The organism is Streptomyces sp. CA-135486 (assembly GCF_050936555.1).
Lineage (GTDB): Bacteria > Actinomycetota > Actinomycetes > Streptomycetales > Streptomycetaceae > Streptomyces.
The window spans coordinates 2,268,944-2,293,191 of record NZ_JBNJMM010000002.1 but is presented as its reverse complement, the minus strand read 5'-3'; the positions used below and the strand labels follow the sequence as shown (position 1 = coordinate 2,293,191).

The following is a 24,248-nucleotide window of genomic DNA, read 5'->3' as shown; positions in this document are numbered from 1 at the left end:
TGACAACTCAGGAAACCGGCCGCGAGTCCGCCCACACGGACTCGAACTCCTCGCGATATGTCTGAAACAGCCCGTTCTCGCTGTCGTGGCCCGCACGCACGACCGCTCGTCCGCCACCCCGCAGCACGAGTACCGGCGCCTCCATGCCACGGGCCCGGCGCAGATAGGACTGGATGACGGCGAGGCCGTCCGGGCCGTCGCCGTCGACCAGATAGGCCGTGAAGCGGGGGGTCTCGTCGAAGACGTGGATCTCGAAGGCACCCGGGTCCCGCAGCTTGGAGCGGACCCGGCGCATATGGAGGATGTTCATCTCCACCGTGCGGCTCAACTCGCCCTTTTTGATGCCCAGTTCCCGCTCGCGCCGCTTCACCGCGCTGCTCGCCGGGTTGAGGAAAATGAGGCGGACCCGGCAGCCGGACTCGGCGAGCCGGACCAGCCGGCGGCCGGAGAAGTTCTGGACCAGGAGGTTCAGGCCGATGCCGATCGCATCGAGGCGCCGCGCGCCCCCGAACAGGTCCTCGGCCGGGAGCTGCCGCTGCAGCCTGACCCGGTCGGGGTGGACCGAGACCACGTCCGCGTAGCGGTCGCCGACGAGATCCTCCACCGCGTCGACCGGCAGCCGGTTCGCGGCGGCGACACCCGCACCGCTGCCGAGTATCTCGAGCAGCCGCGCGGAGGCACGCTCCGCCTGCGCGAGGACCGTCTCGTTCAGCGCACGATTGCGGGAGACCACATTGCGCGCGACCTCCAGCTCGTCCAGCGCCAGCTCCACGTCCCGCCGGTCGTCGAAGTACGGCTCGAAGCACGGCCAGTGCTGGACCATCAGCTCACGCAGCTGAGGAAGGGTCAGAAAGGACAGGACATTGTCGTCCGCCGGGTCGAGCAGATAGCCCTTGCGGCGCGAAACCTCCCGCACCGCGACCGCCCGCTGCACCCACTCCTGCCCGGCCGGGCCCGCCGCGGCCACCACCCAGTCGTCGCCGTGCACCGGTTCGTAGATCGGGCGCAGCACCGCGGCCACCACCGTCCGCAGCCGCTGCTCCACCAGGTTCAGCCAGATGTAGGCCCGCCCGGCACGCTGCGCGCGGGTACGGACCTCGCTCCAGGCGTCCGCGCCCCAGTCCAGTTCCGCCCCGATCTCCATCGGTCTGGCGAGGGACACCGCTCCGGGCGGCACATCGGCGGAGTCCCCCTCGTGACCTGCGTCACCGGGGGGTAGCTCCAGCCCTCCCGAGCTCACCCGTGCACCGCCTTCTCAGCCCCCACCCAACGATCAAGGAAGACTACTCCGCCTGTGGGAGGCGGTGCAGCCGGATGCGCAGTGTACTTTCCCAACTGCCTTGCCAATTCCTACCGTTCTGCCAGGCGAGATCGGCCGGAGTGAGCGGATTCATAGTGGTTGCCGCCATGGCCGATGCGGGGGCGAAACAAGGAACCCGATGTTGACCGCGTCGTCCGCGGTCACCGAGGCCACTTAGCGGCAATACTTTCGGTGAGGATCTGGGCCAAGTGCCCCCCAGCACCCGGATCAGAAGTGGAAGAGTCATATCTATGCAGGTCTGGCCGGGACAGGCGTATCCCCTCGGTGCCACGTACGACGGCGCCGGAACCAACTTCGCGGTGTACTCCGAAGCCGCGCGGCGCATCGAGCTGTGCTTGTTGCACGACGACGGCTCGGAGACCGCGGTGGAGCTGCGTGAGACCGACGCTTTCGTGCGGCATGCCTATCTGCCGGGCGTGATGCCGGGTCAGCGGTACGGATTCCGGGTCCACGGGCCGTACGCACCCGAGCGCGGGCAGCGGTGCAACTCCGCGAAGCTGCTCCTCGATCCGTACGCACGTGCGGTCAGCGGCTCCATCGACTGGGGCGAGTCGGTGTACGGCTACCACTTCGGCAAGCCGGACTCGCGCAATGACCTGGACTCGGCGCCGCACACGATGACGTCGGTCGTGGTCAATCCGTACTTCGACTGGGGCGACGACCGGCCGCCGCGTACCGACTATCACCGCACGGTGATCTACGAGGCCCATGTGAAGGGCCTGACGATGCTGCATCCGGAGCTGCCGGCGGAGCTGCGCGGCACCTACGCCGGTCTTGCGCACCCCTCCGTGATCTCGCATCTGAGCGAACTGGGCGTCACGACGCTCGAGTTGATGCCGGTCCACCAGTTCGTCAACGACCACCGTCTGGTGGACTCCAGGCTGAACAACTACTGGGGCTACAACACCATCGGGTTCTTCGCCCCGCACAACGCCTATGCCTCCTGGGGCGACCGCGGCGAGCAGGTGCTGGAGTTCAAGCAGGCGGTGCGCGCCCTGCACCAGGCGGGCATCGAGGTCATTCTCGACGTGGTCTACAACCACACCGCCGAGGGCAACCATCTGGGCCCCACGCTCTCCTTCCGGGGCCTGGACAACGCCTCGTACTACCGGCTGTCCGAGGATCCCCGTTATTACACGGACACCACGGGCACCGGGAACTCGCTGCTGATGCGCAGCCCCCATGTGCTGCAGCTGATCATGGACTCGCTGCGGTACTGGGTGACCGAGATGCATGTGGACGGCTTCCGCTTCGACCTCGCGGCGACCCTGGCCCGGCAGTTCCACGAGGTGGACCGGCTGTCGTCGTTCTTCGACCTGGTGCAGCAGGATCCGGTGGTCAGCCAGGTGAAGCTGATCGCCGAGCCGTGGGACGTGGGCGAGGGCGGCTACCAGGTGGGGAACTTCCCGCCGCTGTGGACCGAGTGGAACGGCAAGTACCGCGACACGGTGCGGGACCTGTGGCGGGGCGAGCCGCGGACGCTCGCGGAGTTCGCCTCGCGGCTGACCGGCTCGTCCGATCTCTACCAGGACGACGGCCGGCGCCCGCTGGCATCCATCAACTTCACCACCTGTCACGACGGTTTTACGCTGCACGATCTGGTCTCGTACAACGACAAGCACAACGAGGCGAACGGCGAGGGCAACCGCGACGGCGAGAGCCACAACCGGTCCTGGAACTGTGGCGTCGAGGGCGACACGGACGACCCCGAGGTGCTCGATCTGCGGGACCGGCAGATGCGCAACTTCATCGCCACGCTGATGCTCTCGCAGGGTGTGCCGATGCTCAGCCACGGCGACGAGTTCGCGCGTACGCAGGGCGGCAACAACAACGCCTACTGCCAGGACAACGAGGTGTCCTGGGTCCGCTGGCCGGAGCCGGGCGAGGACGAGGAGGGGACGCTGCTGGACTTCACCCGCGCGATGGTGTGGCTGCGGCGCGACCACCCGGTGTTCCGGCGGCGGCGGTTCTTCCACGGACGCCCGGTGGAGGGGACGCACGACGAGCTCTCCGACATCGCGTGGTTCACCCCGGAGGGTGAAGAGATGGTCCAGCGGGACTGGCAGGCGGCGCACGCCAAGGCGCTGTCGGTGTTTTTGAACGGGCATGCGATTTCGGAGCCCGGGCCCCGGGGTGAGCGGATCTCCGACGACTCGTTCCTGCTGATGTTCAACGCGAGCGCCGAGGACCTGGACTTCGCGGTGCCGGTGAATCACGGCCGGCAGTGGCAGGTCGTCGTGGACACGGCACGCAAGGAGGGCGTCCCGCCGGGCCAGGGCCAGAAGGTGGCGGCCGGGGAGCGGGTGCGGCTGATCGGCCGGAGTCTGACGGTGCTGCGGCGACCCGCATAGCAGGCGCACCGTGGGGCGAACGTAGCCCGAACGGCGGGTACCGACGCATGGGCCGATGACACAGATGCCCTCAAGGTGGGTACGTACGTTCGCATGACGCCCACCTCCACCTACCGGCTACAGCTGCAGCCGGACTTCCCCTTCCCGGCCGCCGCGCTGGCGGTGCCGTACCTCGCCGAGCTCGGGGTCTCGCATCTGCATCTGTCGCCCGTCTTCGAGGCGGTGCCGGGGTCGACGCACGGCTATGACGTCGTCGACCCGACGCGGGTGCGCGAGGAGCTGGGCGGCGAGGCGGGCCTGCGGGAGCTGGCCCGCACCGCACGCGAGCACGGTCTTGGGATCGTCCTGGACATCGTCCCGAACCACATGGCCGCCGTGCCGCGACACAACCGGGCCCTGTGGGAGGTGCTGCGCGAGGGTCCGCTCTCCCCGTATGCGCGCTGGTTCGACATCGACTGGGGGGCGGGCGGCGGGAAGGTCCTGCTGCCGGTGCTCGCGGGCCGGTTCGGGGACGAGCTGGAGGGCCTGCGGGTCGAGGGGGGTGTGCTGCACTACGGGGAGCAGAGCTTCCCGCTGCGCGAGTCCACCGAGAAGCTGCCGCTGCCCGAGCTGCTCGACGCCCAGTGGTACCGGCTCGCCTGGTGGCGGCTCGCCCGCACCGAGATCAACTACCGTCGCTTCTTCACCATTTCGGAGCTGATCGGGGTACGGGTGGAGGACCCGGAGGTTTTCGACGCCACCCACACCAAGATCATTGAGCTGGTCCAGGACGGGGTCGTCGACGGCCTGCGGGTGGACCACCCGGACGGGCTCGCCGACCCCGAGGCGTATCTGCGGCGGCTCGACGAGGCGACGGGCGGGGCGTGGACGGTCGTCGAGAAGATCCTCACGGGTGACGAGCACCTCCCGGCGGGCTGGCCGGTGGCCGGCACGACGGGATACGACGCGCTGCGGCACCTTGACGGCCTGTTCGTCGACCCGGCGGGCGCGGCCGAACTGGTCCGTCAGTACCGGGAGTTCGCCGGGCCGGCAGGCGACCGGGGCGGCTACTGGGAAGCTACGGTGCGCCGCGCCGCGTACAAGGTTCTCACGCATGATCTGGCCGCCGAGACCGCGACGCTGACCCGCCTCGCGGAACACGTCTGCGCGGCGGATCCCACCCTGCGCGACCACGCGCCATGGGCGCTGGAGGCCGCGGTACGCGAGCTGCTGGTGCGGGTGCCCGTCTACCGGCCCTACCGCGTCGGCGGCGAGGACGCGCTGCCGCTGCGGGCGGCCGCCGCGGCCAAGGCGGTGTTCGCGGTCGCCGACGAGTCCTCGGCCGTCGAGGTGGTGCGGGACCTGGCGCTGGGGCGGCTCGGCGACGGTCCCGACCATGCCGCCTTCCGGGCCCGCTTCGCCCAGACCTCGTCCGCCCTGCGCGCCAAGTCCGTCGAGGACACGGCCTTCTACCGCTACGCGCCGCTGATCTCGGCGAACGAGGTGGGCGGGGACCCGGGCAGTCCGGCGGTGGCTCCGGAGCGGTTCCATGCGTACTGCGCCCGGATCGCGCGCGACTGGCCGGCCACCGGGACGGTGCTGACGACGCATGACACCAAGCGCAGCTCGGACGTGCGGGCCAGAATCGCCGTTCTCTCCGAGTGCCCGGAGCGGTGGGCGGATTTCTTGACGCGGATCACGGAGGAGTCGGGACGCGTGGAGGGCGGGCGCGCGCCCGATCCGCATCTGGCGTGGGTGACCTGGCAGACGGCGGTCGGGTTCGGTATCCCGTACGGCGACAGGCTTCAGACGGCGCTGCTCAAGGCCGTGCGCGAAGCGGCACTGCACACCACCTGGACGGAGCCGGACCCGGCGTACGAGCGGGCCGTCACCGAGTTCGTGGGCGCGGGGCCCGCGGGGCCGCCCCTGTACACGGCCGCGCTCTTCGCCCGTGAGCTGGATCCGTACTCCCGGGCCAATACGCTCGGCGCGACGCTGCTGCACCTGACGATGCCAGGGGTGCCGGACCTCTACCAGGACACGGAGCGGGACTATCTGGCCCTGGTGGACCCGGACAACCGGCGGCCGTTCCGCGAGGGTCCGCCGACCGAGAAGACCGCGGTCACGGAGGCGGCGCTGCGGCTGCGCGGGGAACGGCCGGAGGTCTTCGGCGAGTCCGGGACGTACGCACCGCTCAGCGCGAGCGGCCCCGCGGCCGACCACTGTGTGGCGTTCTGCCGCACGGGTGAGGTGGTCACGGCCGTCACGCGGCTTTCGCGGCGACTGGCACAGGCGGGCGGCTGGGCGGACACGGAGCTGTCACTGCCGGACGGCCGGTGGGCCGATCTGCTGGCTCCGGAGCGGGAGTTCGGGGGCGGGCCCGTGCCGCTGGCCGAACTGTTCGCCGACCGTCCGGTGGCGCTGCTCAGCCGCAGGACCGGTTGAGCGCACTGAGGGGGACGGGATTCAGCGGGCGGTGAGGCGGAAGCTCATCCGGCCGAAGCCCACCATGTCCCCGTCGTGCACGACGACCGATCCGGTCACCCGCCGCCCGTTGACCGTGGTGCCGTTGGTCGAGCCCAGATCGCGCAGGATCCACAGATTGCCCTGCCTGCTCAGCTCGGCGTGCAGGCGCGAGACGGTGTCATGGCTCAGCCGCAGCCCGTTGCCGGGGTCACGGCCGATCCGCAGGGGGTACGGGCCCGGTTCCGGCAGCAGCAGCGGCGGCAGCTTCTCGGCCTGCCAGGCCCGGCGCAGCCGCTCGGAGAAGGCGGACACCCGGCCCACCGCCCGGTACAGATGACGTGACCAGCGGCCCTCGGTACCGAGGTCCGCGGTGAGCGCCCGCAGTTCGTCGGACCGGCGGGCGACCAGGGCGAGTTCCATGCGCCGTATGAAGGTGTCGTGCGACAACTTCCCCTGGGCCGCGCCCTCTCTGAGCACGGCGAGCACACGGTCGCGCTCGGCATCCGAGAGCCGAGCGGGATACGTGTTGAACTCGTAGGAGGACGTCACGTACGCGATTGTCGGGCCGAGGGGCCATGGGTGTCCAGAACAACCGTCGTTCCTCTCCGTCCCGAGCGCCTGCGTGACCTGCGCGGAAGCGCAATGTCGCCTGCCCGGGCGGTAAGAAAGCACTGGACTGTTCCTCGCCGGGCCCTCTAGCGTGATCGCGACGCCACGGACCCGTCGGAAGGAGGCGAGAGCAGTGCAGACCACCCGATCCCCGCGCTCCCGCCCCGTCCACCGCGCGTTCACAGTCTGACCGGGAGCGCACACCGCAGGTCTCGTCCCGAGATCTCATTCCGGAGGACTTCTCTCATGACCGAACTGGTCATCCGCGCGCTCTCCGAGAGCGACGCACATCTCTTCGACACCCTGCCCGACCCGCTGGATGTGGGCCTCGCCCTGGCGCTCGCCACGCACCCGCCCGAATGGAAGCGGGTTGCCCTGCGCGACGGCAGAGTCGTCGCACGGGGCGCCTGGTGGGGCGGACCCGATGACGAATCCCCCGTCAGCATCAACTGGTTCGACTTCGCCGAGGGCGAGGAGGAGGCGGGGATCGAGCTGCTGCGCACCTCCCCCCACCAGGTCGAGTACGAACTGAACCTGCCCGCGGGCTGGCGTGCCGACCCGGTGACCCTGGCAGCCGGTGAGGCCAGGATGCGGGCAGCGGCCGCGGCCGGGATGAAGATCCTGGTGGAGCGCTACCAGTACCGGTGGACGCCGGAGTGCGGACTTCCGAAGCGGCCGGGGCGGCTGCGGTTCCGCACCGAGCCCGACGACGCCGTGATTCTCGACGTGCTGCGCCGCGTCCACTCCGCGACACTCGACGCGCACGCGCTGCATGCCATCGCCGAAGGAGGTGTGGAGCGGGCGGCGCAGGAGGAGCTGGACTTCTTCCACTGGTGCCCGTCGCCGCGCGAGTGGTGGCAGCTCGCCTGCACTCCGGAGGGCGAACTGGTCGGCCTGCACATCCCGGCGCACAATCCGTCGGGGCCGTGCATCGGCTTCATCGGCGTTGTGCCGGAGCAGCGCGGCCATGGCTATGCGTACGACCTGCTCGTGGAGTGCACGCACTTCCTGGCCGAGCGGGGCGCACAGTTCATCGCGGGTGCCACCGATCAGGGCAATTTCCCGATGGCCGCGAACTTCGCGAAGGCCGGTCATCCGGTCGTCCGTGAGCGGATCAACTTCGTTGCCGGTTCGCATTGATCATTGGCGGGGGTGTCCGTATGCTCCGGACTCCCTCGAGCTGATGGCGAGCCCCCATGACGACGGAAGAGCTGCACTCCGAGCCACGGGCCCGCGTCGGCGGCGGCTGGATATCCGCTCTGGTGCTGGCCAACCTCGGTCTGTTCATGGCCTTCCTCACCCCGATCCAGGTGCTCCTCGCCGAGCAGATCGACGCGATCGACCCGTCGGGCAAGGAGATCGCGCTCGGCTGGACCACCGGCGTCGGCGCGCTTGTCGCCGTCGTCGCCAATCCGGTGGCCGGCGCGCTGTCGGACCGTACGGGCAGCCGCTTCGGCCGCCGTCACCCCTGGATTCTGGGCGGAGCGGCGGCCGGAGCGGCCGGGCTCGCGGTGACGGCGGCGCAGACCACGGTGGTGGGGGTGACACTCGGCTGGTGTCTGGCGCAGCTCGGGCTGAACGCGATGCTCGCCGGCGCCGGCGCGGTCGTCCCCGACCAGGTACCGGTCGGGCAGCGGGCCGCGGTCTCCGGGTTCATCGGGATACCCCAGACACTGGGCCTGGTGCTCGGAGCGCTGCTGGTGACGATGGTGGTGACGGGGACCGCGGCGGGCTATCTGCTGCTGGCCGCGCTGACGGTGCTCTGTGCGCTGCCGTTCGTACTGCTCACCAACGACCCTCAAGTTCCCCCGTCCACGAGGGTGTCGATGCGGGCGGCGGACTTCTGGGTGAGCCCGCGGGCCCACCCGGACTTCGCCTGGGCGTGGGCGACCCGTTTCCTGGTGATGCTCGGCAACGCCACCGGCACGCTCTATCTGCTGTATTACCTCAAGGACGCGGTGCACTACGCCGATCCGGACGAGGGCGTGCTGATGCTGACCGTGCTCTACACGGCCGGTGTGGTGCTGACGGCGATCGGGGGCGGGATGGTCTCGGACCGGCGGGGGCGGCGCAGGGCGTTCGTGTCGGTGAGTTCGGTGGTCATGGCCATGGCGTCGCTACTGCTGGCGCTCTGGCACACCTGGCCGGTGGCCATGGGCGCCGCGCTGCTGCTGGGTCTTGGTTTCGGCGTGTACATTGCGGTCGACCAGGCGCTGATCACCCAGGTACTGCCGCGGGCAGAGGACCGCGCCAGGAACCTGGGCGTCATCAATATCGCCAACTCGGCCCCCCAGGTCCTCGGTCCGGCGCTGGCCGCCCCGATCGTGGCGTACGCGGGCGGATACGCGGGGCTGTATCTGACCTCCACCGTCGTGACGGTCCTGGGTGGGGTGCTGGTCTGGAAGATCCGCTCAGTGCCGTGAGGGTTCGGTGTCGTGAGCGTTCAGTGCCGCGACTTCTGGGCGGCGATGGCGTCCCGGTACCAGCCGTACGAGGCCTTCGGCGTGCGCTCCAGGGTCTCGTAGTCGACATGCACCAGCCCGAAGCGCTGCGAGGCACCCTCGACCCACTCGATGTTGTCGGTGAGCGACCAGGTGAAGTAGCCGCGTACGTCGACTCCCGCGTCGATCGCCGAGCTCAGCGAGCGCAGATGGGCGTCGAGGAAGTCGATACGGCGCCGGTCGTCGATTCCATCGTACGAGCAGCCGTTCTCGGTGATGTAGAGCGGCGGCAGCCGGTCGCCGAAGCGCTCCTTCAGCAGGACGAGCTGTTCGCGCAGTCCGTCGGGGACCACCGGCCAGCCGAAGGCCGTGCGCTCGTCGGCCTCGATGTCCCGCAGGCCGAAGGGGAGTTCGGCGGGCAGGCCGACACCGGCGAAGTCCCCGAGGGCGTCCGTGGACGGCGCGCCGACGAGCATCGGCTGGTAGTAGTTCACGCCGTACCAGTCGAGCGGGCCGGAGATGACGTCGAGGTCTTCGGCGACCGGGCCCGGCATCAGGGCCGCGAAGTTCTCGTCGGGGTAGTGGCCGGTGAGGATCGGATCGGCGAACATCCAGTTGGTGACGGTGTCGTACAGCTCGGCGCCGAAGCGGTCCTCCTCGCTCGTGCCCGCGGTGCGTACGGGCGAGTGGGAGACGGCGATGCCGATGTTCGCGGCGCCGGCGGCGCGCAGCGCCTGGACGGCGAGGCCGTGGGCGAGCAGCTGGTGGTGGGCGGCGGGCAGCGCGTCGAAGAGGAGCTGCTTGCCGGGTGCGTGCTCGCCGAGGGCGTAGCCCAGCAGGGTGACCTCGGCCGGCTCGTTGATGGTGATCCACATCGGTACGCGGTCGGCGAGCCGTTCGGCGACGACACAGGCGTACTCGGCGAAACGGGCGGCCGTGTCCCGGTTGAGCCAGCCGCCCTGCTCCTCCAGCGGGAGCGGGGTGTCCCAGTGGTAGAGCGTGGGCGCGGGCGTGATGCCGTGGGCGCACAGCTCGTCGACGAGCCGGTCATAGAAGTCGAGCCCGGCGGGGTTCACCGGGCCGCTGCCGCCCGGGATCACCCGCGGCCAGCTGACCGAGAAGCGGAAGGCGTCCGCGCCGAGGCCGGCGAGCAGTGCGACGTCCTCGCGGTAACGGGCGTGGAAGCCGGTGCCGCGCGTGGCGTCGGCACCGTCCTTGATCCGGCCCTGGGCGGCGAAGGCGTCCCAACCGGATGGGCCCTTGCCGTCGGTGTCGGCCGCTCCCTCGGTCTGGAACGCGGAGGCGGACGCGCCCCAGAGGAAGCCGGGCGGGAAGGCGGGCAGCGGCGGCAGCGGCGTCGACATGGTTCGTGACCTTAATGGCCCTGACGACACCTCCTCTAGACCCGGATCTTGCCAGGATGGGAGCCGGCATCGACGACGAGGGGACCGCCAGTGCTTTTCGAAGTGTGGGCGCCACAGGCCGAGGACCGGGTCGCGCTGTGGCTGGAGGGGACGGAGCGCCCGATGGCGCGGGACGAAGGGCGCCCGGGCTGGTGGAGCGCGGAGGCCGATGCGGGCGACGGGGCGCGGTACGGCTTCGCGCTGGACGGCGGGGCCGTGCTGCCCGATCCGCGCTCGAGGCGCCAGCCGGACGGCCCGGACGGCGCCAGCGCGGTCGTCGACCAGGGCGCGTACGAGTGGCGGCACGCGTGGGCGGGGCGGGGGCTCGGCGGCGCGGTGCTGTACGAGCTGCACATCGGCACGTACACGCCCGAGGGCACGCTGGACGCGGCGGCCGAACGGCTGGGCGAGCTGGCCGAGTTGGGGATCACCCATATCGAGCTGATGCCGCTGTGCCCCTTCCCCGGGGTGCACGGCTGGGGCTACGAGGGTGTGTCGCTGTGGGCGGTTCATGAGCCGTACGGCGGCCCCGAGGCGCTCAAGAGCTTTGTCGACACGGCGCACGGCCTTGGCCTCGGCGTGGTCCTGGACGTGGTCCACAACCACCTCGGCCCGTCCGGGAACCATCTGCCCGCCTTCGGCCCGTACTTCACCGACACCCATCACACGCCGTGGGGCTCGGCGGTCAACCTCGACGCCCCGGGCTCGGACGAGGTGCGCGCGTATCTGCTCGGCAGCGCGCTGGCGTGGCTGCGCGACCACCGACTTGACGGGCTGCGGCTCGACGCGGTGCACGCCCTGGCCGACACCCGGGCACTGCCGTTCCTGGAGGAGCTGTCGGCGGCCGTCGACACGCTCTCCGGCGAGCTGGGGCGGCCGCTGTTCCTGATCGCCGAGTCGGATCTGGGCGACCCGCGGACAACGACGCCGCGCGAGGCGGGTGGCCTCGGGCTGCACGCGCAGTGGAACGACGACTTCCACCATGCCCTGCACACCGTGCTGACGGGCGAGTCCCAGGGCTACTACGCCGACTTCGCGGCCGCTCCCCTCGCCGCCCTCGCCAAGACCCTCACCCGTGTCTTCTTCCACGACGGTACGTACTCGACCTTCCGCGGCCGCAGCCACGGGCGCCCGGTCGAGGTGACGAGCACTCCGGCACACCGCTTCCTCGGCTATGCCCAGACGCATGACCAGATCGGCAACCGCGCGCTGGGCGACCGGCTCTCGGCCACGCTCTCCCCCGGGCTGCTGGCGTGCGCGGCCGCGCTGGTGCTGACCGGTCCGCTCACCCCGATGCTGTTCATGGGCGAGGAGTGGGGCGCGCGTACGCCCTGGCAGTTCTTCACCGACCACACGGATCCTGAGCTCGCGAAGGCCGTACGCAACGGCAGACGGCGGGAGTTCGCGGCGCACGGCTGGGCGGCCGAGGAGATCCCGGACCCGCAGGACCCGGCGACCCGGGACCACTCCTGCCTGGACCGTTCCGAACGGGAGCGGGAGCCGCATGCCCGGCTGCTGTCCTGGTACCGCGAGCTGATCGCGCTGCGCCGTACGCAGCCCGATCTGACCGATCCGGATCTGGCCGCGGTGAAGGTGGCGTACGACGAACAGGCGCGCTGGCTGGCGTACCGGCGCGGGGACCTACGGGTCGCGGTCAACTTCGCGAAGGAGGAGGCGGCGATTCCGCTGGGCGGGGGTGGGCGGGTGCTGGCGGCGTGGAGGGAGGCGCGGGGGCCGGGTGGGGACGGGGTGCTGCGTCTGCCGCCGGAGTCATGCGTGGTGCTGTCGGACGGCTGAGCCTTTCCCCTCCCCGCCCCTTCCCGAACTGGGGGCTTGCCCCCGGTTAAGGGAAGGGGCGGGGAACAAGCGCCGCAGGCGGCCCCGCTACGCGACGATCGACATCTCGCGCGAGGTCGTGTTCAGGCGCCGCCCACCCTCCTCCGTCACCGTCACAATGTCCTCGATCCGCACGCCGAAGCGCCCCGGCAGATAGATCCCCGGCTCCACCGAGAAGCACATCCCGGGCACCATCGGCCGCGTCTCGCCCTCGATCATGTACGGCGGCTCGTGCGTCGTGACGCCGATGCCGTGGCCGGTGCGGTGGATGAACAGATCGCCGTACCCCGCCTCGTCGATGATCTCGCGCGCCGCCCTGTCGACCTCCTGGCAGGCCACGCCCGGCTTCACCGCCTCGACTCCGGCCCGCTGTGCCTCCTGTACGACGTCATGGATGTGCTGTTCGGCGGGCGTCGGCTCGCCGACGTGGACCGTACGGGAGGTGTCCGAGCCGTAGCCGTCCTTGAGGCCGCCGAAGTCGAGTACGACCATGTCGCCCCGCTCGATGGTCCGGTCACCGGCCTCGTGGTGCGGATTGGCGCCGTTCGGACCGGAGCCGACGATCGTGAAGTCCACCTGCGAGTGGCCGAACTGCCCCAGCAGCGCGGCGAGATCGGCCGCGACGTCCGTCTCCTTGCGCCCCGAGAAGCGGACTTTGAGGATCTCCTCGTACGTCGCGTCGGCGGCGGCGCCGGCCGCGGCGAGGCGTTCCAGCTCCGCCGCGTCCTTCACCGCCCGCAGCATCGGCAGCGCCTCGGTCAGCGATACGTACGAGCTTCCCGGCAGCTCCTGCTGCAGACCGAGCAGATGCATCGCCCAGGCGTTGTCGCTGATCCCGAACCGCCCGTCCCCGTCGAGGAGTGGCGCGGTGACGGCGTACGGGTCCTTGCCGTCGGTCCAGTCCCGCAGGGTGAGGGCGGACGCGCCGGGCGCGCGCTCCGCGTCCGGGGCCTCCAGGGTCGGGACGACGAGCACCGGGTCCTGGCCGGCGGCGAGGACGAGGAGGGTGAGCCGCTCGGTGGCGGCGGGCCGGTAGCCGGTGAGATACACCAGGTCGGGGCCGGGCGCGACGAGCACTCCCGCGAGCCCCGCATCGGCTGCGGAGTCGGCGGCGCGGGCCATCCGGGCCCGGTAGTCGTCGGCGGTGAAGGGCGCGGGTGTGGTCGGCATGGGGCCATCCTGCCCGCAGGCAACGGGGCGCGCGAGCCGCCCCGCGGGCTCGGTCCTGGCGGCGGGCTCAGTCCTGGCCCTTGGCCACCAACCGCTCCAGCAGCTCCTGGAACTCCTCGCCGACCACGATCCGCAGGCCCTCGCCGTCCTCGTCGCGGTCGCTGAGCTGGGTGAGCGTGCCGTCGCGCCACCAGTAGACGTACGGGCTGATCGCGCCGGGGGTGTCGGCGTATCCGGAGGCCGCGAAGGAGGCCATCGCGTTGAGCGCGGGGATCACGCCGGCGTCGTGGATGGCGTGGAAGGCGAGCTGGTGCCGGAACGGCATCGCCACCAGCGCTCCGTCGGCGGTCAGCTGCTCGCCGGTGACCTGACGTACGAGGCTGTCCAGCGCGAGTACCCGGCTCGCGGTGTAGAAGGAGTCGCCGAGGACCACCTCGAAGCGCATACCGCCGGAGTCCTTGACGGTCTCGTGACCCTCGACGGGCAGGCCCCTGAGGTTGTACAGCGCCTGGTCGCGCAGGTACTGGAGGTCCCCCAGGGGTTCCAGGGCCTCGTCGGTGAGCATCATGACGCTCTCCGGGAGGTCGAGCGCGATGATCTCGTACAGACCGGGGGCAAGGGCGCGTGCGTAGCCGAAGTTCTTGGCGTCGAAGCCGTCGCGGCCGACGACACGCGGGTAGAGCTGAGCACGGATCTGCTCGGTGGGCAGGATGTCCAGGGCGGAGGGCGCGTCCATGGTGCGCAGGACCATCCCGACGTGCTGGCGTACGAGCTCGGGCCAGCCCCGCGGCCCGCGCTCGTCGTTGTGCAGGACCGCGGCGAGATTGGCGAGTCCGAACTGGCGGCCCGCGCTGTCGGAGACCACGTCCGCGTAGACGGTCACCTCAAGGCCCTGTTCGGCGAATGCCTCCCGCACCTGGGCGCGGAAGCGGGTGCCCTCGGCAACCGAGAAGAACGAGAACTCGGGGTCCCGGGGCGCATCGCGTCCGTCGCGCTTCGGCCCTCGCCGGAACAACCCCACGTCAGCCGCCTTCCGCTCGCGTGCCACGACTTCGAGGCTTCGAGCGTACAGACCGCGTACCAAGGAGTCGGGCCATGTACGCATCCGGCCGGCCAACTCCTCGGCAACTCGACCCGGGCGACACTCTTCCGGCCGGAACCGTACGGGAACGGGGACCCGCCCGCATCGGTCGTGCGGGCGCTTGCCGCGGCAGCGGCGGGGCGGTGGCGGTGGCGGTGGCGCACGCGAGCCTGCGGGCTACGGGGACTGCGTCACCACGAAGTCGGCGCGGTTGCGGCCGCGGGCGACCAGCCGGGCGTTGGGCTCGTCGGATTCGTGGACCCAGCGCTCGGCGTACGGGCGCTGCTTGCCGAACCGCACATGCCGGTCGACCAGCCGGCGTACTCGTACGGCGTCGTCGATCTCCAGATACCAGACCTCGTCGAGGAGCGGGCGGACCTGCGCCCAGGGGCCTTCGTCGTGGAGAAGGTAGTTGCCCTCGGTGACGACGAGCGGGACGTCGGGGGCGACCGGAATGCTGCCCGCCACCGCTTCCTCCAGGGCGCGGTCGAAGGCGGGGGCGTAGACCGTGGTGCCCGGGGCGGGGGCCCGCAGCCGGTCGAGCAGGGCGGCGTACCCGGCGGCGTCGAAGGTGTCGGGGGCGCCCTTGCGGCCGGCCCGGCCGAGGCGCTCGAGCTCGGCCTGGGCGAGGTGGAAGCCGTCCATGGGGACGAGGACCGCGAGGCCGTCGAGGGAGTCGACGATATGGGCGGCGAGGCTCGACTTCCCGGCACCCGGGGCTCCCGCGATGCCCAGAATGACGCGGCGGCCGGGGACGGCGAGGGCGCGGGCGCGGTACAGGACGTGCGGTGGGTACTGCGGGGGCGGTGGCGCATGCATGGGCCGCATTGTTCCATCGCATTGATCGATCATGGTCATACGTATAACGTTGGCGGCATGTCGTTCATAGCCCTGGTCACCCTCGTCGTCCGCGACTACGACGAGGCCATCGCCTTCTACACCGACGCCCTCGGTTTCGAACTCGTCGAGGACACCGACCGCGGAGACGGCTCGCGCTGGGTGGTGATCCGCCCGAGCGGGACGGGGCACGGCACCGCGCTGCTGCTGGCCCGCGCCAAGGACGAGGTCCAGCGCGCGAGCGTCGGCGCGCAGACGGGCGGCCGGGTCGGCTTCTTCCTGCACACCGACGACTTCGCGGCCGACCACGCCCGGATGGCGGCGGCGGGCGTCCGCTTCCTGGAGGAGCCGCGGCACGAGCCGTACGGCTCGGTCGCCGTCTTCGAGGACCTTTACGGCAACCGCTGGGACCTGCTGCAGCCGACGTAGTGTCTGGGCGCATGACCGAACGTGCTTTTGAGCTGCTGAGGCAGCAGCAGCGCCTGGCCGAACTGGACGCCGAGTGCGCGGAGTTGGGGGCCGGACTCGGCCTTCCTGAGCGCTCCCCCGTCGAGCTGATCGCCCGGCTGCACGGCGCTCTGCTGCGTACCGAACCCCACCATGTGCTCCTCAACGCCGATGAGTTGCCGGCGTACGAACTGCTCGACCCACGGGTGCGGACGCCGCTGCGGGAGACCGTCCTCGCGCCGGGCCGGGCCGATCCGGCGCGCATGCGGTCGGATCGCGCGGCGTGGGAGGAGGCGGCCGGCGACGAGGTGCGCCGGGCGACGGTGCTGCGGGCCGCGCAGTACGACCGCCGGGAAGGCGATCTCCCACTGCTCGCGCCGCCTGTTTCCGTTGCTGCACGCGGTCCGGGAGACTCTGGTGTCGCTGGCGGACACGGCGCGGGAACGGGCGGTCCGGGGCCGCATCCTGGCCCGGCTGAAGCTGATCGGCAAAGGGTTCCGCAAGGAGCTCAGCCCCTTGTCCACGGAGGCGAAGTGGGCCGTCGCCGGGCTGAAGCGTTCGTAGAGGCGCGGGCTCAGGCCGGGATGTCGTCCGCCTCCCTTGGACTTCGTCCGGCCCTCGACGGACTCGACGGGGCGCCGCACGACGTTGGCGCTTGGCCCTTCTCCGCCTCCTCTCCCGCCCCGGCTGCCCCAAATGTCTCTGATCGTTCTACCCTCAGAACAGAAGGCGGGCGGAAGGCCGGCCTGTCGACCGCCAGCCTCTAACGAGAGGAGGCGGACATGAAGACGTCGATACGGCGGTCCGCGATCTTCACCAGCGCGGCCGTGCTCCTGCTGACGGCCTGCGGCACGAGTGGCAGTTCCGGGGCGGCTGCCCCCGAGAAGGACGAGGACGGTCAGCTCAAGTTCGGCTACGTCCTGCCGGAGACGGGACCGCTGGCCTTCCTCGGCCCACCGCAGATCCAGTCAATGAAGTTCGCTATCACAGCGATCAACGCCGGTGGCGGAGTGCTCGGGAAGCCGATACCGGCCGTGGTCTCGGGCGACGAGGCCGGGCAGGAAGCAGTTGCCGCACAATCCGCCGACCGGGTCCTCGCCTCCGGCGTGGACGCGATCATCGGCGCGGCGGCCTCCGGCATGTCACTGGCGTTCATCGACCGGGTGACCGGCGCCGGCGTGGTCCAGTGTTCGGGGTCGAACACCGCACCCACGTTCACCGACTACGACGACGGCGGGTTCTACTTCCGTACCGCGCCGAGCGACGCGCTGCAGGGGCCGATCCTGGCGAAGACCGTCCTCGGGGACGGCCATAAGCGGGTGGCTCTGATGGCACGTGCCGACGACTACGGCAAGGGACTGCTCGACGCCACCAAGAAGGCACTCGAGGACGGCGGCGCGACCGTGACGGTCTCCGAGACCTACGACCCGAAGGCGACGAACTACGACCAGGTCGTGCAGAAGGTGAAGGACTCCAAGCCGGATGCCACCGTGGTGATCGCCTTCGAGGAGGGCGCGCAGATCCTGCAGGGTCTCATCGAGGCAGGTCTCGGGCCCGATCAGATCGGCGTGTACGGAGCCGACGGACTGCGCAGCGAGGAGCTGCCCTCACTGGTCTTCCCGAAGAATCCCGCCAGGCTCGCCGGGATGAAGGGCACAGCACCGGCATCGGCGGCCAACAAGCAGTTCGTGACGGAGCTGAAGAAGTTTGCACCGAGTCTGAAGGAGCTGCAGTTCGCACCGCAGGTCTTCGACTGCGTGACGACCATCGCGCTCGCAGCCGAGCAGGCGAAGTCCGACGACCCCGGCAAGTTTGCGAAGGAGATGGTCGGCGTCACCAAGGACGGCGAGAAGTGCAACAGTTTCGCCGCGTGCAAGAAGCTGATCGCAGCCGGCGAAGACATCGACTACGACGGCGTGAGCGGTCCGCTCGACTTCACCGACGCCGGCGAACCCGGTCAGGCGACGATCGAGGTGTACACCTACAACAACAAGGGCCAGCTGCAGACTCTGCGCACCGAGGTGAGCAAGGGCGAGCAGTGACCCCGAGCACCAACAAAGCCCTCCAACCTCCAAGGAGGATGCTCAGCGGACGCGGGCGAGGGTGCCGAGGTAGAGCTCGATCACCTTCTCGTCGTGCAGCAGACCCATGCCCGTGCCGGTGTACGCGTTGCGGCCCTGGTCGAGCACGTAGCCACGGTCGCAGATCTGCAGGCACCTGCGGGCGTTCTGCTCGACCATCAGCACGGCGACGCCCGCGCCGTTGATCTCCTTGACCCGGTCGAACACATGGTCCTGATGGATCGGGGACAGGCCGGCCGACGGCTCGTCCAGCAGCAGCAGCTCCGGATCCATCATCAGTGCGCGCGCCATTGCGAGCATCTGCCGCTCGCCGCCGGACATCGAGCCGGCCTTCTGTTTCCGGCGGTCGGCCAGCAGCGGGAAGAGTTCCTCCACCACCGCGGTCCGGCGGGCGTAGGCCTTGGGCCGCAGATAGCTGCCCATCTGCAGGTTCTCCTCGACGGTCAGCGTGGGGAAGACGTTCTGCAGCTGTGGTACGTACCCCACGCCCCGGTGGACCAGCTCGTGCGCGGGCCGGTTGGTGACGTTCTCACCGTGCAGCCGCACCGTCCCGGTGCGTACCCGCAGCAGGCCGAAAACCGTCTTGATCAGTGTCGACTTGCCGGCGCCGTTGGGCCCGATCACGCCGACCATCTCGCCGGGCCGCACCTCGATATTGCACCCGCGCAGCACATCGACTCCGGCCAGGTACCCGGCGACGATTTCGTCGGCCACCAACACCGGGCCTTCCTCGTTCGCGGTCATCGGCCACTCCTCCTACCCGGTTGCCCCCGGTTCGTCGTGCCGCTTGCCCAGATAGGCGTCCACGACGGCGGTGTTCCTGCCGATCGTGTAGGGCGGTCCCTCGGCGACCAGGCGGCCGTCGGCCATCACGGCCACCCAGTCACTGATGCCCATCACCACGTCCATGTCGTGCTCGACGAAGCACACGGTCAGCCCCTCGTCCCGCAGCTGGGTGATGTGTCCGAGCAACGACTGGGTCAGGGCGGGGTTCACGCCGGCCATCGGCTCGTCGAGCAGGACCATGACCGGCCGGGCCATCAGCGCACGCGCCAGTTCCAGGAGTTTGCGCTGCCCGCCGGAGAGCGTGCCTGCGTAGTCGTCGCGCAGACGCGCGAGCCTGAACCGTTCGAGCAGCTCGTCGGCCCTGCCCACGATCTCGCGCTCCTGCCCTCGCCACATCGGCCGCAGCAGTGCCGGCACCAACCGCTCGCCGCGCTGCCCGGTCTCGGCGAGCAGCATGTTCTCCAGCACGGTGAGCCGGGCGAGCGTCCGGGTCAGCTGGAACGTACGGACCAGACCCCTGCGTGCCACCTGGTGTGCCGGGCGGCCGGCGAGCGGCTGTCCGTCGAACGACCAGCGGCCTCCGCTGGCCCGGTCGAACCCGCTGATCACGTTGAACAGCGTCGTCTTTCCCGCGCCGTTGGGCCCGATGAGCGAGGTGATGGTGCCCCGCTGCACCTCGAGATGGTCGACCCGTACCGCGGCGAGGCCGCCGAAGGTGCGGGTCACCTCGTCCATGACGAGCAGCGGGTCGGGCTTGCGCACCCCCGGCTCGGGCCGGAGCCCGGCGAGCGGGCCGCCGACCGCCGTGGGAACCGCGGGGGGCGGCGGCGGCTTCCGGGGCATGGGGGCAGAGTCAGCGGGCACTGAGCAACATCTCCTTCTTGCTGCCGAGAATGCCCTGCGGTCTGAATGCGACCAGCAGGATCAGGGCGAGCCCGACCAGGGCGAAGCGCACCGCGCCGACCTCCGCCGGGCTGATCACGTCGGCCGAGATGTAGCCCGCGTCGATGGCCTGCCGCAGCCCGCTGTCCAGGAAGGACAGTACGAACCAGAACAGGACCGAACCGACGATCGGGCCCATGATCCGCCCGGCTCCGCCCAGCACCAGGATGGTGTAGAGGAAGAAGGTGACGACGGGATCGAAACTGTCCGCACTCGCCGACTGCACCTGGATCGTCTGCATCATGCCGGCCGCCGCACCGATCACGCCGCCGATGATCAGGCTCTGCATCTTGTACGCGTAGACATTCTTGCCGAGGCTGCGTACGGCGTCCTCGTCCTCGCGGATGGACCGGATGATCCTGCCCCACGGGCTGTGGATCAGCAGGGCGAGCAGCGCCGCGACAACCACCACCAGGCCCCATACGACGATCAGCACCCACAGGTCCCGGGTGTTGAACTTCACCAGCCAGAAGCCGTAGCTGCCAGGCGGGATCGGGTTCAAGTCGTAGAAGTCGTTGGCGAACCGCTGCAGGCCGAACACACCGCCGGTGGTCGGCTCGGCCCAACTGGACCGGTAGAACAGCCGCAGTGTCTCCCCGGCGGCGATCGTGGTGATGGCGAGATAGTCGGCACGCAGCCTCAGGGTGGGCAGGCCGAGCAGCAGGGCCAGCACGACGGCGGAGGCCAGCCCGACCAGGATGCCGAGCCACATGGGGCCGCCCCAGGTCGCCACGGTGATCGCGAGCCCGTACCCGCCGACGAGCATGAAGCCGACCTGTCCGAAGTTCAGCAGTCCGGTGTAGCCGAAGTGCAGGTTGAGCCCGATCGCCGCGAGCGCGTAGATGGCGGCGATGGGCCCGATGCCGGACCGGATGGCGTCGGAGAAGATGACCGAGAAGTCCATGGCGCACCCCTCACCCGACCCGTTCCCGCTGTCCGAGGATCCCCTGCGGACGGATGAGCAGCACGATGATGAGCGTCAGCAGCGCCCAGGCGTACTGCAGGTCGATCGGGAACCACAGGGTGGACATCTGGGCGACGATGCCGATGACCAGGCTGCCCACCATGGCTCCGTACGCCGAGCCCAGCCCACCGAGGATGATCCCGGCGAACATGAGCAGCAGCAGTTTGAAGCCCATGTCCCAGGTGACGGTCTCTTCCAGCCCGAAGAAGACTCCGCCGAGGGCTGCGAGACCACCGCCGAGCATCCAGACCACGAGCACCACGCGCTGTACGTCGATGCCCGAGGCCTCTGCGAGGTCCCGGTTGACGGAGACGGCACGGATGGCGGTGCCGATGCGCGTCTTCTGCAGCATCGCGGCGACGGCGAGCAGCACCGCCACCGAGAGCAGGGTGACGGTGAGATCCCGCGGGGTGATGCCGACGGGACCGAGGTCGTACGCCTGCTGGACGTCGTACTGGGCGTAGGAGCCGGGCCGCGCTCCGTAGAGGACGAGTACGACGTGCCGCAGCAGCAGCGACAGTCCGATGGTGACGATGAACAGGTTGATCAGCCCGGTGCCCCGGGCCCGCAGCGGCCTCATGACGCCCCGCTCGATGGCCCCGCCCAGCAGGGCCCCGAAAACGACCGCGGCGAGGGTGGCGGGGATCAGGTGCCACTTCGGACCGGCCGCGGAGACATTGAGGAAGAAGGCGAAAGTGGCGCCGATCGTGACGAGCTCGCCGTGCGCGAAGTTGATCAGATGGACGGTGCCGAAGATCAGGGAGAGCCCGACCGCGCAGATCGCGATGATGACGCCGAACTGGATACCGTCGATCAGAGCCTGCAGGAAGCGCGCACCGAACGTCGGGCCGCGCGGGACCTCATCACCCTGCGCCGACGCGTTGACCGCGGGCAGCATCACAAGGAACAGGGTGAGCACTGTTACCAAAAGCCGCTGATAACGCACGGAATGTCCGGTCTCTCAGACCACGCTTTGTCACTCAGTGTAAGGGCAGCATTGATTTTTGGCTCGTGAAGCACCCCCGCTCACCGCGTGAATCGGCGGGCCTGGTGGTGCCGGGGACCCGCGCCTGCGAGCGGAGGGCCTGGGACCGGAGGTGTGGTTCGGCCCTGGCCGGGAGTGTGCCTTCGGACGGATACGGGGGCAGGGACCCCGCCCCCGTCAGCCCGTCAGCCCTCGTCCTCCGCCAGCCGCAGCGAGATCGAGTTGATGCAGTACCGCTGATCGGTCGGCGTCGGGTAGCCCTCCCCCTCGAAGACATGCCCCAGGTGGGACCCGCACCGCGCGCACCGAACCTCCGTGCGGACCATCCCGTGCGTGCGGTCCTCGATCAGTTCGACCGCGTCCGTGTCCTTCGGGTCGTAGAAGGACGGCCAGCCGCAGTGCGACTCGAACTTTGTGTCGGAGCGGAAGAGCTCGGCGCCGCAGGCGCGGCAGGAGTAGACGCCCGCCGTCTTGGTGTCCGTGTACTCACCGACGAACGCGGGCTCCGTGCCGGCCTGCCGCAGCACCTCGTACTCCGCGGGCGACAGCTCCGCGCGCCACTGCTCGTCCGGCTTTTCGACGTCGTACGACATGAGAACGGCTCCCTCGGTTCGCCTCAGTTCGACAGGCGGGCCAGGATCTCCGGACCGAGGTCCGTGACATCGCCCGCGCCCATGGTGAGAACCAGATCACCGGGCTTCGCCATTCCCGCGATCACGTCGGGGACGGTCGCCTTGTCGTGGACGGGCGTCACGTCCGCTCCCGCGGCCCGGGCGGCGTCGATGATCAGGGCGCTGGTGATGCCCGGGATCGGGTCCTCGCGGGCCGGGTAGATGTCGAGGACCACCGACGCGTCGGCCAGCGCGAGGGCCTGGCCCATCTCCGTGCCCAGTTCCTGGGTGCGGGAGAAGAGGTGGGGCTGGAAGACGACCAGCAGCCGGGAGTCCGTCGCCGCGCCGCGCATCGCCTCCAGGTCGGCGGTCATCTCGGTGGGGTGGTGGGCGTACGAGTCGATGACCTGGACGCCCGCGGCCTCGCCCTTGAGCTGGAGGCGGCGCTTGACGCCGGTGTACTTGCCGATGGCCGAGGCGAGGTTGTGCGCCGGGATGCCCAGGGCGACTCCGGCGACGAGGGCGGCCACGGCGTTGTGGGCGTAGTGGCTGCCGGGGACCGAGACGGTGAAGGTCAGGAAGCGGTTGTCCAGCAGGACCGTGACCTCGCTGGTCAGGCCCCGCGGGGTGATCTTGTGGACGCGGACGTCCGCCGTCGCTGACTCGCCGTAGGTGACGACCTTCAGCGTGGAGAGGTCACGGACGCGCTGCGTCAGCTCCACTGCGCCCGGCTGGTCCGCGGAGATGACCAGCGTGCCGCCGGGGACGACCTTGCCGACGAAGGTCTCGAAGGAGTCGTAGATCTCGTCCATCGAGGCGTAGTTGGCGTGGTGGTCGAGCTCGACATTGAGGACGATCGCGACCTCGGGGTCGTACTTCTGGAAGCTGCGGTCGCTCTCGTCGGCCTCGGCGACAAAGATCTCGCCCTCGCCGTGGCGGGCGTTCGTCCCGGGCCCCGCCAGGTCGCCGCCGATCGCGTACGAGGGGTCGAGGCCCAGCTCGGTCAGGGCCACGGCCAGCATGGAGGTGGTGGTCGTCTTGCCGTGTGTGCCTGCGACGGCGATCGAGCGCAGGCCGGTCATCAGGGAGGCGAGCGCGTCGGAGCGGTGCACGACCGGGACGGACAGCTCGGCGGCGCGCGCCAGCTCCGGGTTGTCGGCGCGGATGGCGCTGGAGACGACGACGCAGCTGGCGTCGGAGGCCAGGTGCTCGGTCGCGTGCCCGATGTGGACGGTGGCGCCCAGCTCCCGCAGCGCCCCCGCCGTCGCCGACTCCTTCGCGTCGCTGCCCGCGACCTGCGCACCACGCTGCGCGAGGATCTTCGCGATGCCCGACATCCCGGCGCCCCCGATGCCGATGAAGTGCGGGCGTTCCATGGCGCTAGGGACGGCGGGTGCCATGCGTGTGTCTCCCCAAGAGGTACGAGTGGTGCGCTGCGAGTACGTGCGAGGCTTCAGCCTATTCGCTGTGCGCGAAGAGCTTGAGCACCGGTACGCCGACCTTGTGGCGGGCTCTGGAGGCCCAGTCCCGGTGGAAGAACTCCTCCACGTAGTGCGGCGCGGTCAGCACGATCACCTCGTCGGCGCCCACCTCGTCCACCACGGACTTGAGCATGTCCAGCGGATGGTCCTCGACGATCCGGCCCACGGCCTCGGAGCCCGCGGCTCGCAGGGCGGCGACGGAGTGGTCCAGTGCGCGCTCGGCGGGGGCCTTCGCCGCCACGCCCTCCGGTTCCTCGCCCTCGCGTACGGCCTCCTTCAGTTCGCCGAGTGCCACGTCGTCAATGGCGCGCAGCAGCACATCCTGGTCCCCGCGGGGCTGCATCAGCACGACGAAGGAGACGGCCTCACGGCCGTGCAGGGTGGTGACGAATTCCACGTCTTCGGACGTCAGGGGCTTCTCGATCATCAATACGCTTGTGAACACGTCAGGAGCCCT

At 70.1% G+C, this 24,248-nt stretch carries 22 protein-coding genes; 8 read left to right on the top strand and 14 right to left on the bottom strand.

Going from position 1 to position 24,248, the window contains the following annotated elements; genetic code table 11:
• Positions 1–7: 7 nt before the first annotated feature.
• Positions 8–1,240, bottom strand: coding sequence for an SAV2148 family HEPN domain-containing protein (locus ACQEVG_RS29785; protein ID WP_432989441.1), 1,233 nt, complete (start codon positions 1,238–1,240; stop codon positions 8–10).
• Positions 1,241–1,551: 311 nt separating this feature from the next.
• Between ACQEVG_RS29785 and glgX the strand changes: the two genes are divergently transcribed.
• Positions 1,552–3,672 (top strand): glycogen debranching protein GlgX, encoded by a 2,121-nt coding sequence (gene glgX / locus ACQEVG_RS29780; RefSeq protein ID WP_432989439.1) that lies wholly within the window; start codon positions 1,552–1,554, stop codon positions 3,670–3,672.
• Positions 3,673–3,765: 93 nt separating this feature from the next.
• On the top strand, positions 3,766–6,096 hold the full coding sequence (gene treY, locus ACQEVG_RS29775) for a malto-oligosyltrehalose synthase (RefSeq protein WP_432989437.1): 2,331 nt from the start codon (positions 3,766–3,768) through the stop codon (positions 6,094–6,096).
• Between the two features lie 21 nt (positions 6,097–6,117).
• Here the strand turns inward: treY and ACQEVG_RS29770 are convergent, their stop codons facing one another.
• Positions 6,118–6,666: a DUF1707 and FHA domain-containing protein gene (locus ACQEVG_RS29770; protein WP_432989435.1), complete on the bottom strand. Its 549-nt coding sequence runs from the start codon at positions 6,664–6,666 to the stop codon at positions 6,118–6,120.
• A 306-nt stretch (positions 6,667–6,972) separates the two neighbouring features.
• Here ACQEVG_RS29770 and ACQEVG_RS29765 point away from each other — a divergent pair, with 306 nt between their 5' ends.
• Together ACQEVG_RS29765 and ACQEVG_RS29760 are read left to right on the top strand one after the other, a co-directional pair.
• On the top strand, positions 6,973–7,866 hold the full coding sequence (locus ACQEVG_RS29765; protein ID WP_432989433.1) for a GNAT family N-acetyltransferase: 894 nt from the start codon (positions 6,973–6,975) through the stop codon (positions 7,864–7,866).
• A gap of 56 nt (positions 7,867–7,922) precedes the next feature.
• The gene (locus tag ACQEVG_RS29760) at positions 7,923–9,149 is read left to right on the top strand and encodes an MFS transporter (RefSeq protein WP_432989430.1); all 1,227 of its coding nucleotides are present in this window, start codon (positions 7,923–7,925) and stop codon (positions 9,147–9,149) included.
• Positions 9,150–9,169: 20 nt separating this feature from the next.
• Here the strand turns inward: ACQEVG_RS29760 and ACQEVG_RS29755 are convergent, their stop codons facing one another.
• Positions 9,170–10,531: a GH1 family beta-glucosidase gene (locus tag ACQEVG_RS29755; protein WP_432989428.1), complete on the bottom strand. Its 1,362-nt coding sequence runs from the start codon at positions 10,529–10,531 to the stop codon at positions 9,170–9,172.
• A 90-nt stretch (positions 10,532–10,621) separates the two neighbouring features.
• On the opposite strand from ACQEVG_RS29755, the gene treZ reads away from it, so the two are divergent.
• On the top strand, positions 10,622–12,367 hold the full coding sequence (gene treZ / locus ACQEVG_RS29750) for a malto-oligosyltrehalose trehalohydrolase (RefSeq protein ID WP_432989426.1): 1,746 nt from the start codon (positions 10,622–10,624) through the stop codon (positions 12,365–12,367).
• Positions 12,368–12,454: 87 nt separating this feature from the next.
• On the opposite strand, the gene ACQEVG_RS29745 is transcribed toward treZ, so the two are convergent.
• The 3 genes from ACQEVG_RS29745 to ACQEVG_RS29735 all read right to left on the bottom strand — a co-directional run bounded on the left by ACQEVG_RS29745 (position 12,455) and on the right by ACQEVG_RS29735 (position 15,476).
• Complete coding sequence (locus ACQEVG_RS29745) at positions 12,455–13,576, bottom strand: aminopeptidase P family protein (protein WP_432989424.1); 1,122 nt, start codon at positions 13,574–13,576, stop codon at positions 12,455–12,457.
• Between the two features lie 67 nt (positions 13,577–13,643).
• Positions 13,644–14,597 (bottom strand): hypothetical protein, encoded by a 954-nt coding sequence (locus tag ACQEVG_RS29740; RefSeq protein WP_432993009.1) that lies wholly within the window; start codon positions 14,595–14,597, stop codon positions 13,644–13,646.
• A 237-nt stretch (positions 14,598–14,834) separates the two neighbouring features.
• Positions 14,835–15,476, bottom strand: a complete 642-nt coding sequence (locus ACQEVG_RS29735; protein ID WP_432989422.1) for a nucleoside/nucleotide kinase family protein — start codon at positions 15,474–15,476, stop codon at positions 14,835–14,837.
• A 57-nt stretch (positions 15,477–15,533) separates the two neighbouring features.
• Between ACQEVG_RS29735 and ACQEVG_RS29730 the strand changes: the two genes are divergently transcribed.
• On the top strand, positions 15,534–15,923 hold the full coding sequence (locus tag ACQEVG_RS29730; RefSeq protein ID WP_432989420.1) for a VOC family protein: 390 nt from the start codon (positions 15,534–15,536) through the stop codon (positions 15,921–15,923).
• Here ACQEVG_RS29730 and ACQEVG_RS29725 read toward each other — a convergent pair.
• Positions 15,887–16,375 carry a hypothetical protein gene (locus tag ACQEVG_RS29725; RefSeq protein WP_432989418.1) on the bottom strand — a complete coding sequence of 163 codons (489 nt, stop codon included), beginning with the start codon at positions 16,373–16,375 and terminating at the stop codon, positions 15,887–15,889. The genes ACQEVG_RS29730 and ACQEVG_RS29725 overlap by 37 nt on opposite strands.
• Here ACQEVG_RS29725 and ACQEVG_RS29720 point away from each other — a divergent pair.
• Together ACQEVG_RS29720 and ACQEVG_RS29715 are read left to right on the top strand one after the other, a co-directional pair.
• Positions 16,359–16,505, top strand: coding sequence for a hypothetical protein (locus ACQEVG_RS29720; protein WP_432989416.1), 147 nt, complete (start codon positions 16,359–16,361; stop codon positions 16,503–16,505). The two genes, ACQEVG_RS29725 and ACQEVG_RS29720, sit on opposite strands and share 17 nt — an antisense overlap.
• A 218-nt stretch (positions 16,506–16,723) precedes the next feature.
• Positions 16,724–17,983 (top strand): ABC transporter substrate-binding protein, encoded by a 1,260-nt coding sequence (locus ACQEVG_RS29715; protein ID WP_432989414.1) that lies wholly within the window; start codon positions 16,724–16,726, stop codon positions 17,981–17,983.
• A gap of 42 nt (positions 17,984–18,025) precedes the next feature.
• Here ACQEVG_RS29715 and ACQEVG_RS29710 read toward each other — a convergent pair whose 3' ends face one another.
• The 7 genes from ACQEVG_RS29710 to ACQEVG_RS29680 form a co-directional block, all read right to left on the bottom strand.
• Entirely contained in the window at positions 18,026–18,766 is a 741-nt protein-coding gene (locus tag ACQEVG_RS29710) for an ABC transporter ATP-binding protein (protein ID WP_432989412.1), read from the bottom strand.
• A gap of 12 nt (positions 18,767–18,778) precedes the next feature.
• Positions 18,779–19,651 (bottom strand): ABC transporter ATP-binding protein, encoded by an 873-nt coding sequence (locus ACQEVG_RS29705; protein ID WP_432989410.1) that lies wholly within the window; start codon positions 19,649–19,651, stop codon positions 18,779–18,781.
• A 10-nt stretch (positions 19,652–19,661) separates the two neighbouring features.
• Positions 19,662–20,654, bottom strand: coding sequence for a branched-chain amino acid ABC transporter permease (locus ACQEVG_RS29700; RefSeq protein ID WP_432989408.1), 993 nt, complete (start codon positions 20,652–20,654; stop codon positions 19,662–19,664).
• A gap of 10 nt (positions 20,655–20,664) precedes the next feature.
• Positions 20,665–21,612 carry a branched-chain amino acid ABC transporter permease gene (locus ACQEVG_RS29695; protein ID WP_432993006.1) on the bottom strand — a complete coding sequence of 316 codons (948 nt, stop codon included), beginning with the start codon at positions 21,610–21,612 and terminating at the stop codon, positions 20,665–20,667.
• A gap of 272 nt (positions 21,613–21,884) precedes the next feature.
• Positions 21,885–22,292, bottom strand: coding sequence for a peptide-methionine (R)-S-oxide reductase MsrB (gene msrB / locus ACQEVG_RS29690; protein WP_432989406.1), 408 nt, complete (start codon positions 22,290–22,292; stop codon positions 21,885–21,887).
• A 23-nt stretch (positions 22,293–22,315) separates the two neighbouring features.
• Complete coding sequence (gene murC / locus ACQEVG_RS29685) at positions 22,316–23,710, bottom strand: UDP-N-acetylmuramate--L-alanine ligase (RefSeq protein WP_432989404.1); 1,395 nt, start codon at positions 23,708–23,710, stop codon at positions 22,316–22,318.
• A gap of 58 nt (positions 23,711–23,768) precedes the next feature.
• Positions 23,769–24,236, bottom strand: coding sequence for an indole-3-glycerol phosphate synthase (locus ACQEVG_RS29680; RefSeq protein WP_360869178.1), 468 nt, complete (start codon positions 24,234–24,236; stop codon positions 23,769–23,771).
• Between the last annotated feature and the right edge of the window lie 12 nt (positions 24,237–24,248).

What these genes read in the sequence shown, in the direction of transcription:
- ACQEVG_RS29735 (WP_432989422.1), bottom strand. Translation starts at nt 15,476, where the DNA reads ATGCATGCGCCACCGCCCCCGCAGTACCCACCGCACGTCCTGTACCGC.
- ACQEVG_RS29760 (WP_432989430.1), top strand. Translation starts at nt 7,923, where the DNA reads ATGACGACGGAAGAGCTGCACTCCGAGCCACGGGCCCGCGTCGGCGGC.
- glgX (WP_432989439.1), top strand. Translation starts at nt 1,552, where the DNA reads ATGCAGGTCTGGCCGGGACAGGCGTATCCCCTCGGTGCCACGTACGAC.
- ACQEVG_RS29700 (WP_432989408.1), bottom strand. Translation starts at nt 20,654, where the DNA reads ATGGACTTCTCGGTCATCTTCTCCGACGCCATCCGGTCCGGCATCGGG.
- ACQEVG_RS29695 (WP_432993006.1), bottom strand. Translation starts at nt 21,612, where the DNA reads ATGCTGCCCGCGGTCAACGCGTCGGCGCAGGGTGATGAGGTCCCGCGC.
- ACQEVG_RS29745 (WP_432989424.1), bottom strand. Translation starts at nt 13,576, where the DNA reads ATGCCGACCACACCCGCGCCCTTCACCGCCGACGACTACCGGGCCCGG.
- ACQEVG_RS29755 (WP_432989428.1), bottom strand. Translation starts at nt 10,531, where the DNA reads ATGTCGACGCCGCTGCCGCCGCTGCCCGCCTTCCCGCCCGGCTTCCTC.
- ACQEVG_RS29765 (WP_432989433.1), top strand. Translation starts at nt 6,973, where the DNA reads ATGACCGAACTGGTCATCCGCGCGCTCTCCGAGAGCGACGCACATCTC.
- ACQEVG_RS29730 (WP_432989420.1), top strand. Translation starts at nt 15,534, where the DNA reads ATGTCGTTCATAGCCCTGGTCACCCTCGTCGTCCGCGACTACGACGAG.
- ACQEVG_RS29710 (WP_432989412.1), bottom strand. Translation starts at nt 18,766, where the DNA reads ATGACCGCGAACGAGGAAGGCCCGGTGTTGGTGGCCGACGAAATCGTC.
- ACQEVG_RS29715 (WP_432989414.1), top strand. Translation starts at nt 16,724, where the DNA reads ATGAAGACGTCGATACGGCGGTCCGCGATCTTCACCAGCGCGGCCGTG.
- ACQEVG_RS29705 (WP_432989410.1), bottom strand. Translation starts at nt 19,651, where the DNA reads ATGCCCCGGAAGCCGCCGCCGCCCCCCGCGGTTCCCACGGCGGTCGGC.
- msrB (WP_432989406.1), bottom strand. Translation starts at nt 22,292, where the DNA reads ATGTCGTACGACGTCGAAAAGCCGGACGAGCAGTGGCGCGCGGAGCTG.
- murC (WP_432989404.1), bottom strand. Translation starts at nt 23,710, where the DNA reads ATGGCACCCGCCGTCCCTAGCGCCATGGAACGCCCGCACTTCATCGGC.
- treY (WP_432989437.1), top strand. Translation starts at nt 3,766, where the DNA reads ATGACGCCCACCTCCACCTACCGGCTACAGCTGCAGCCGGACTTCCCC.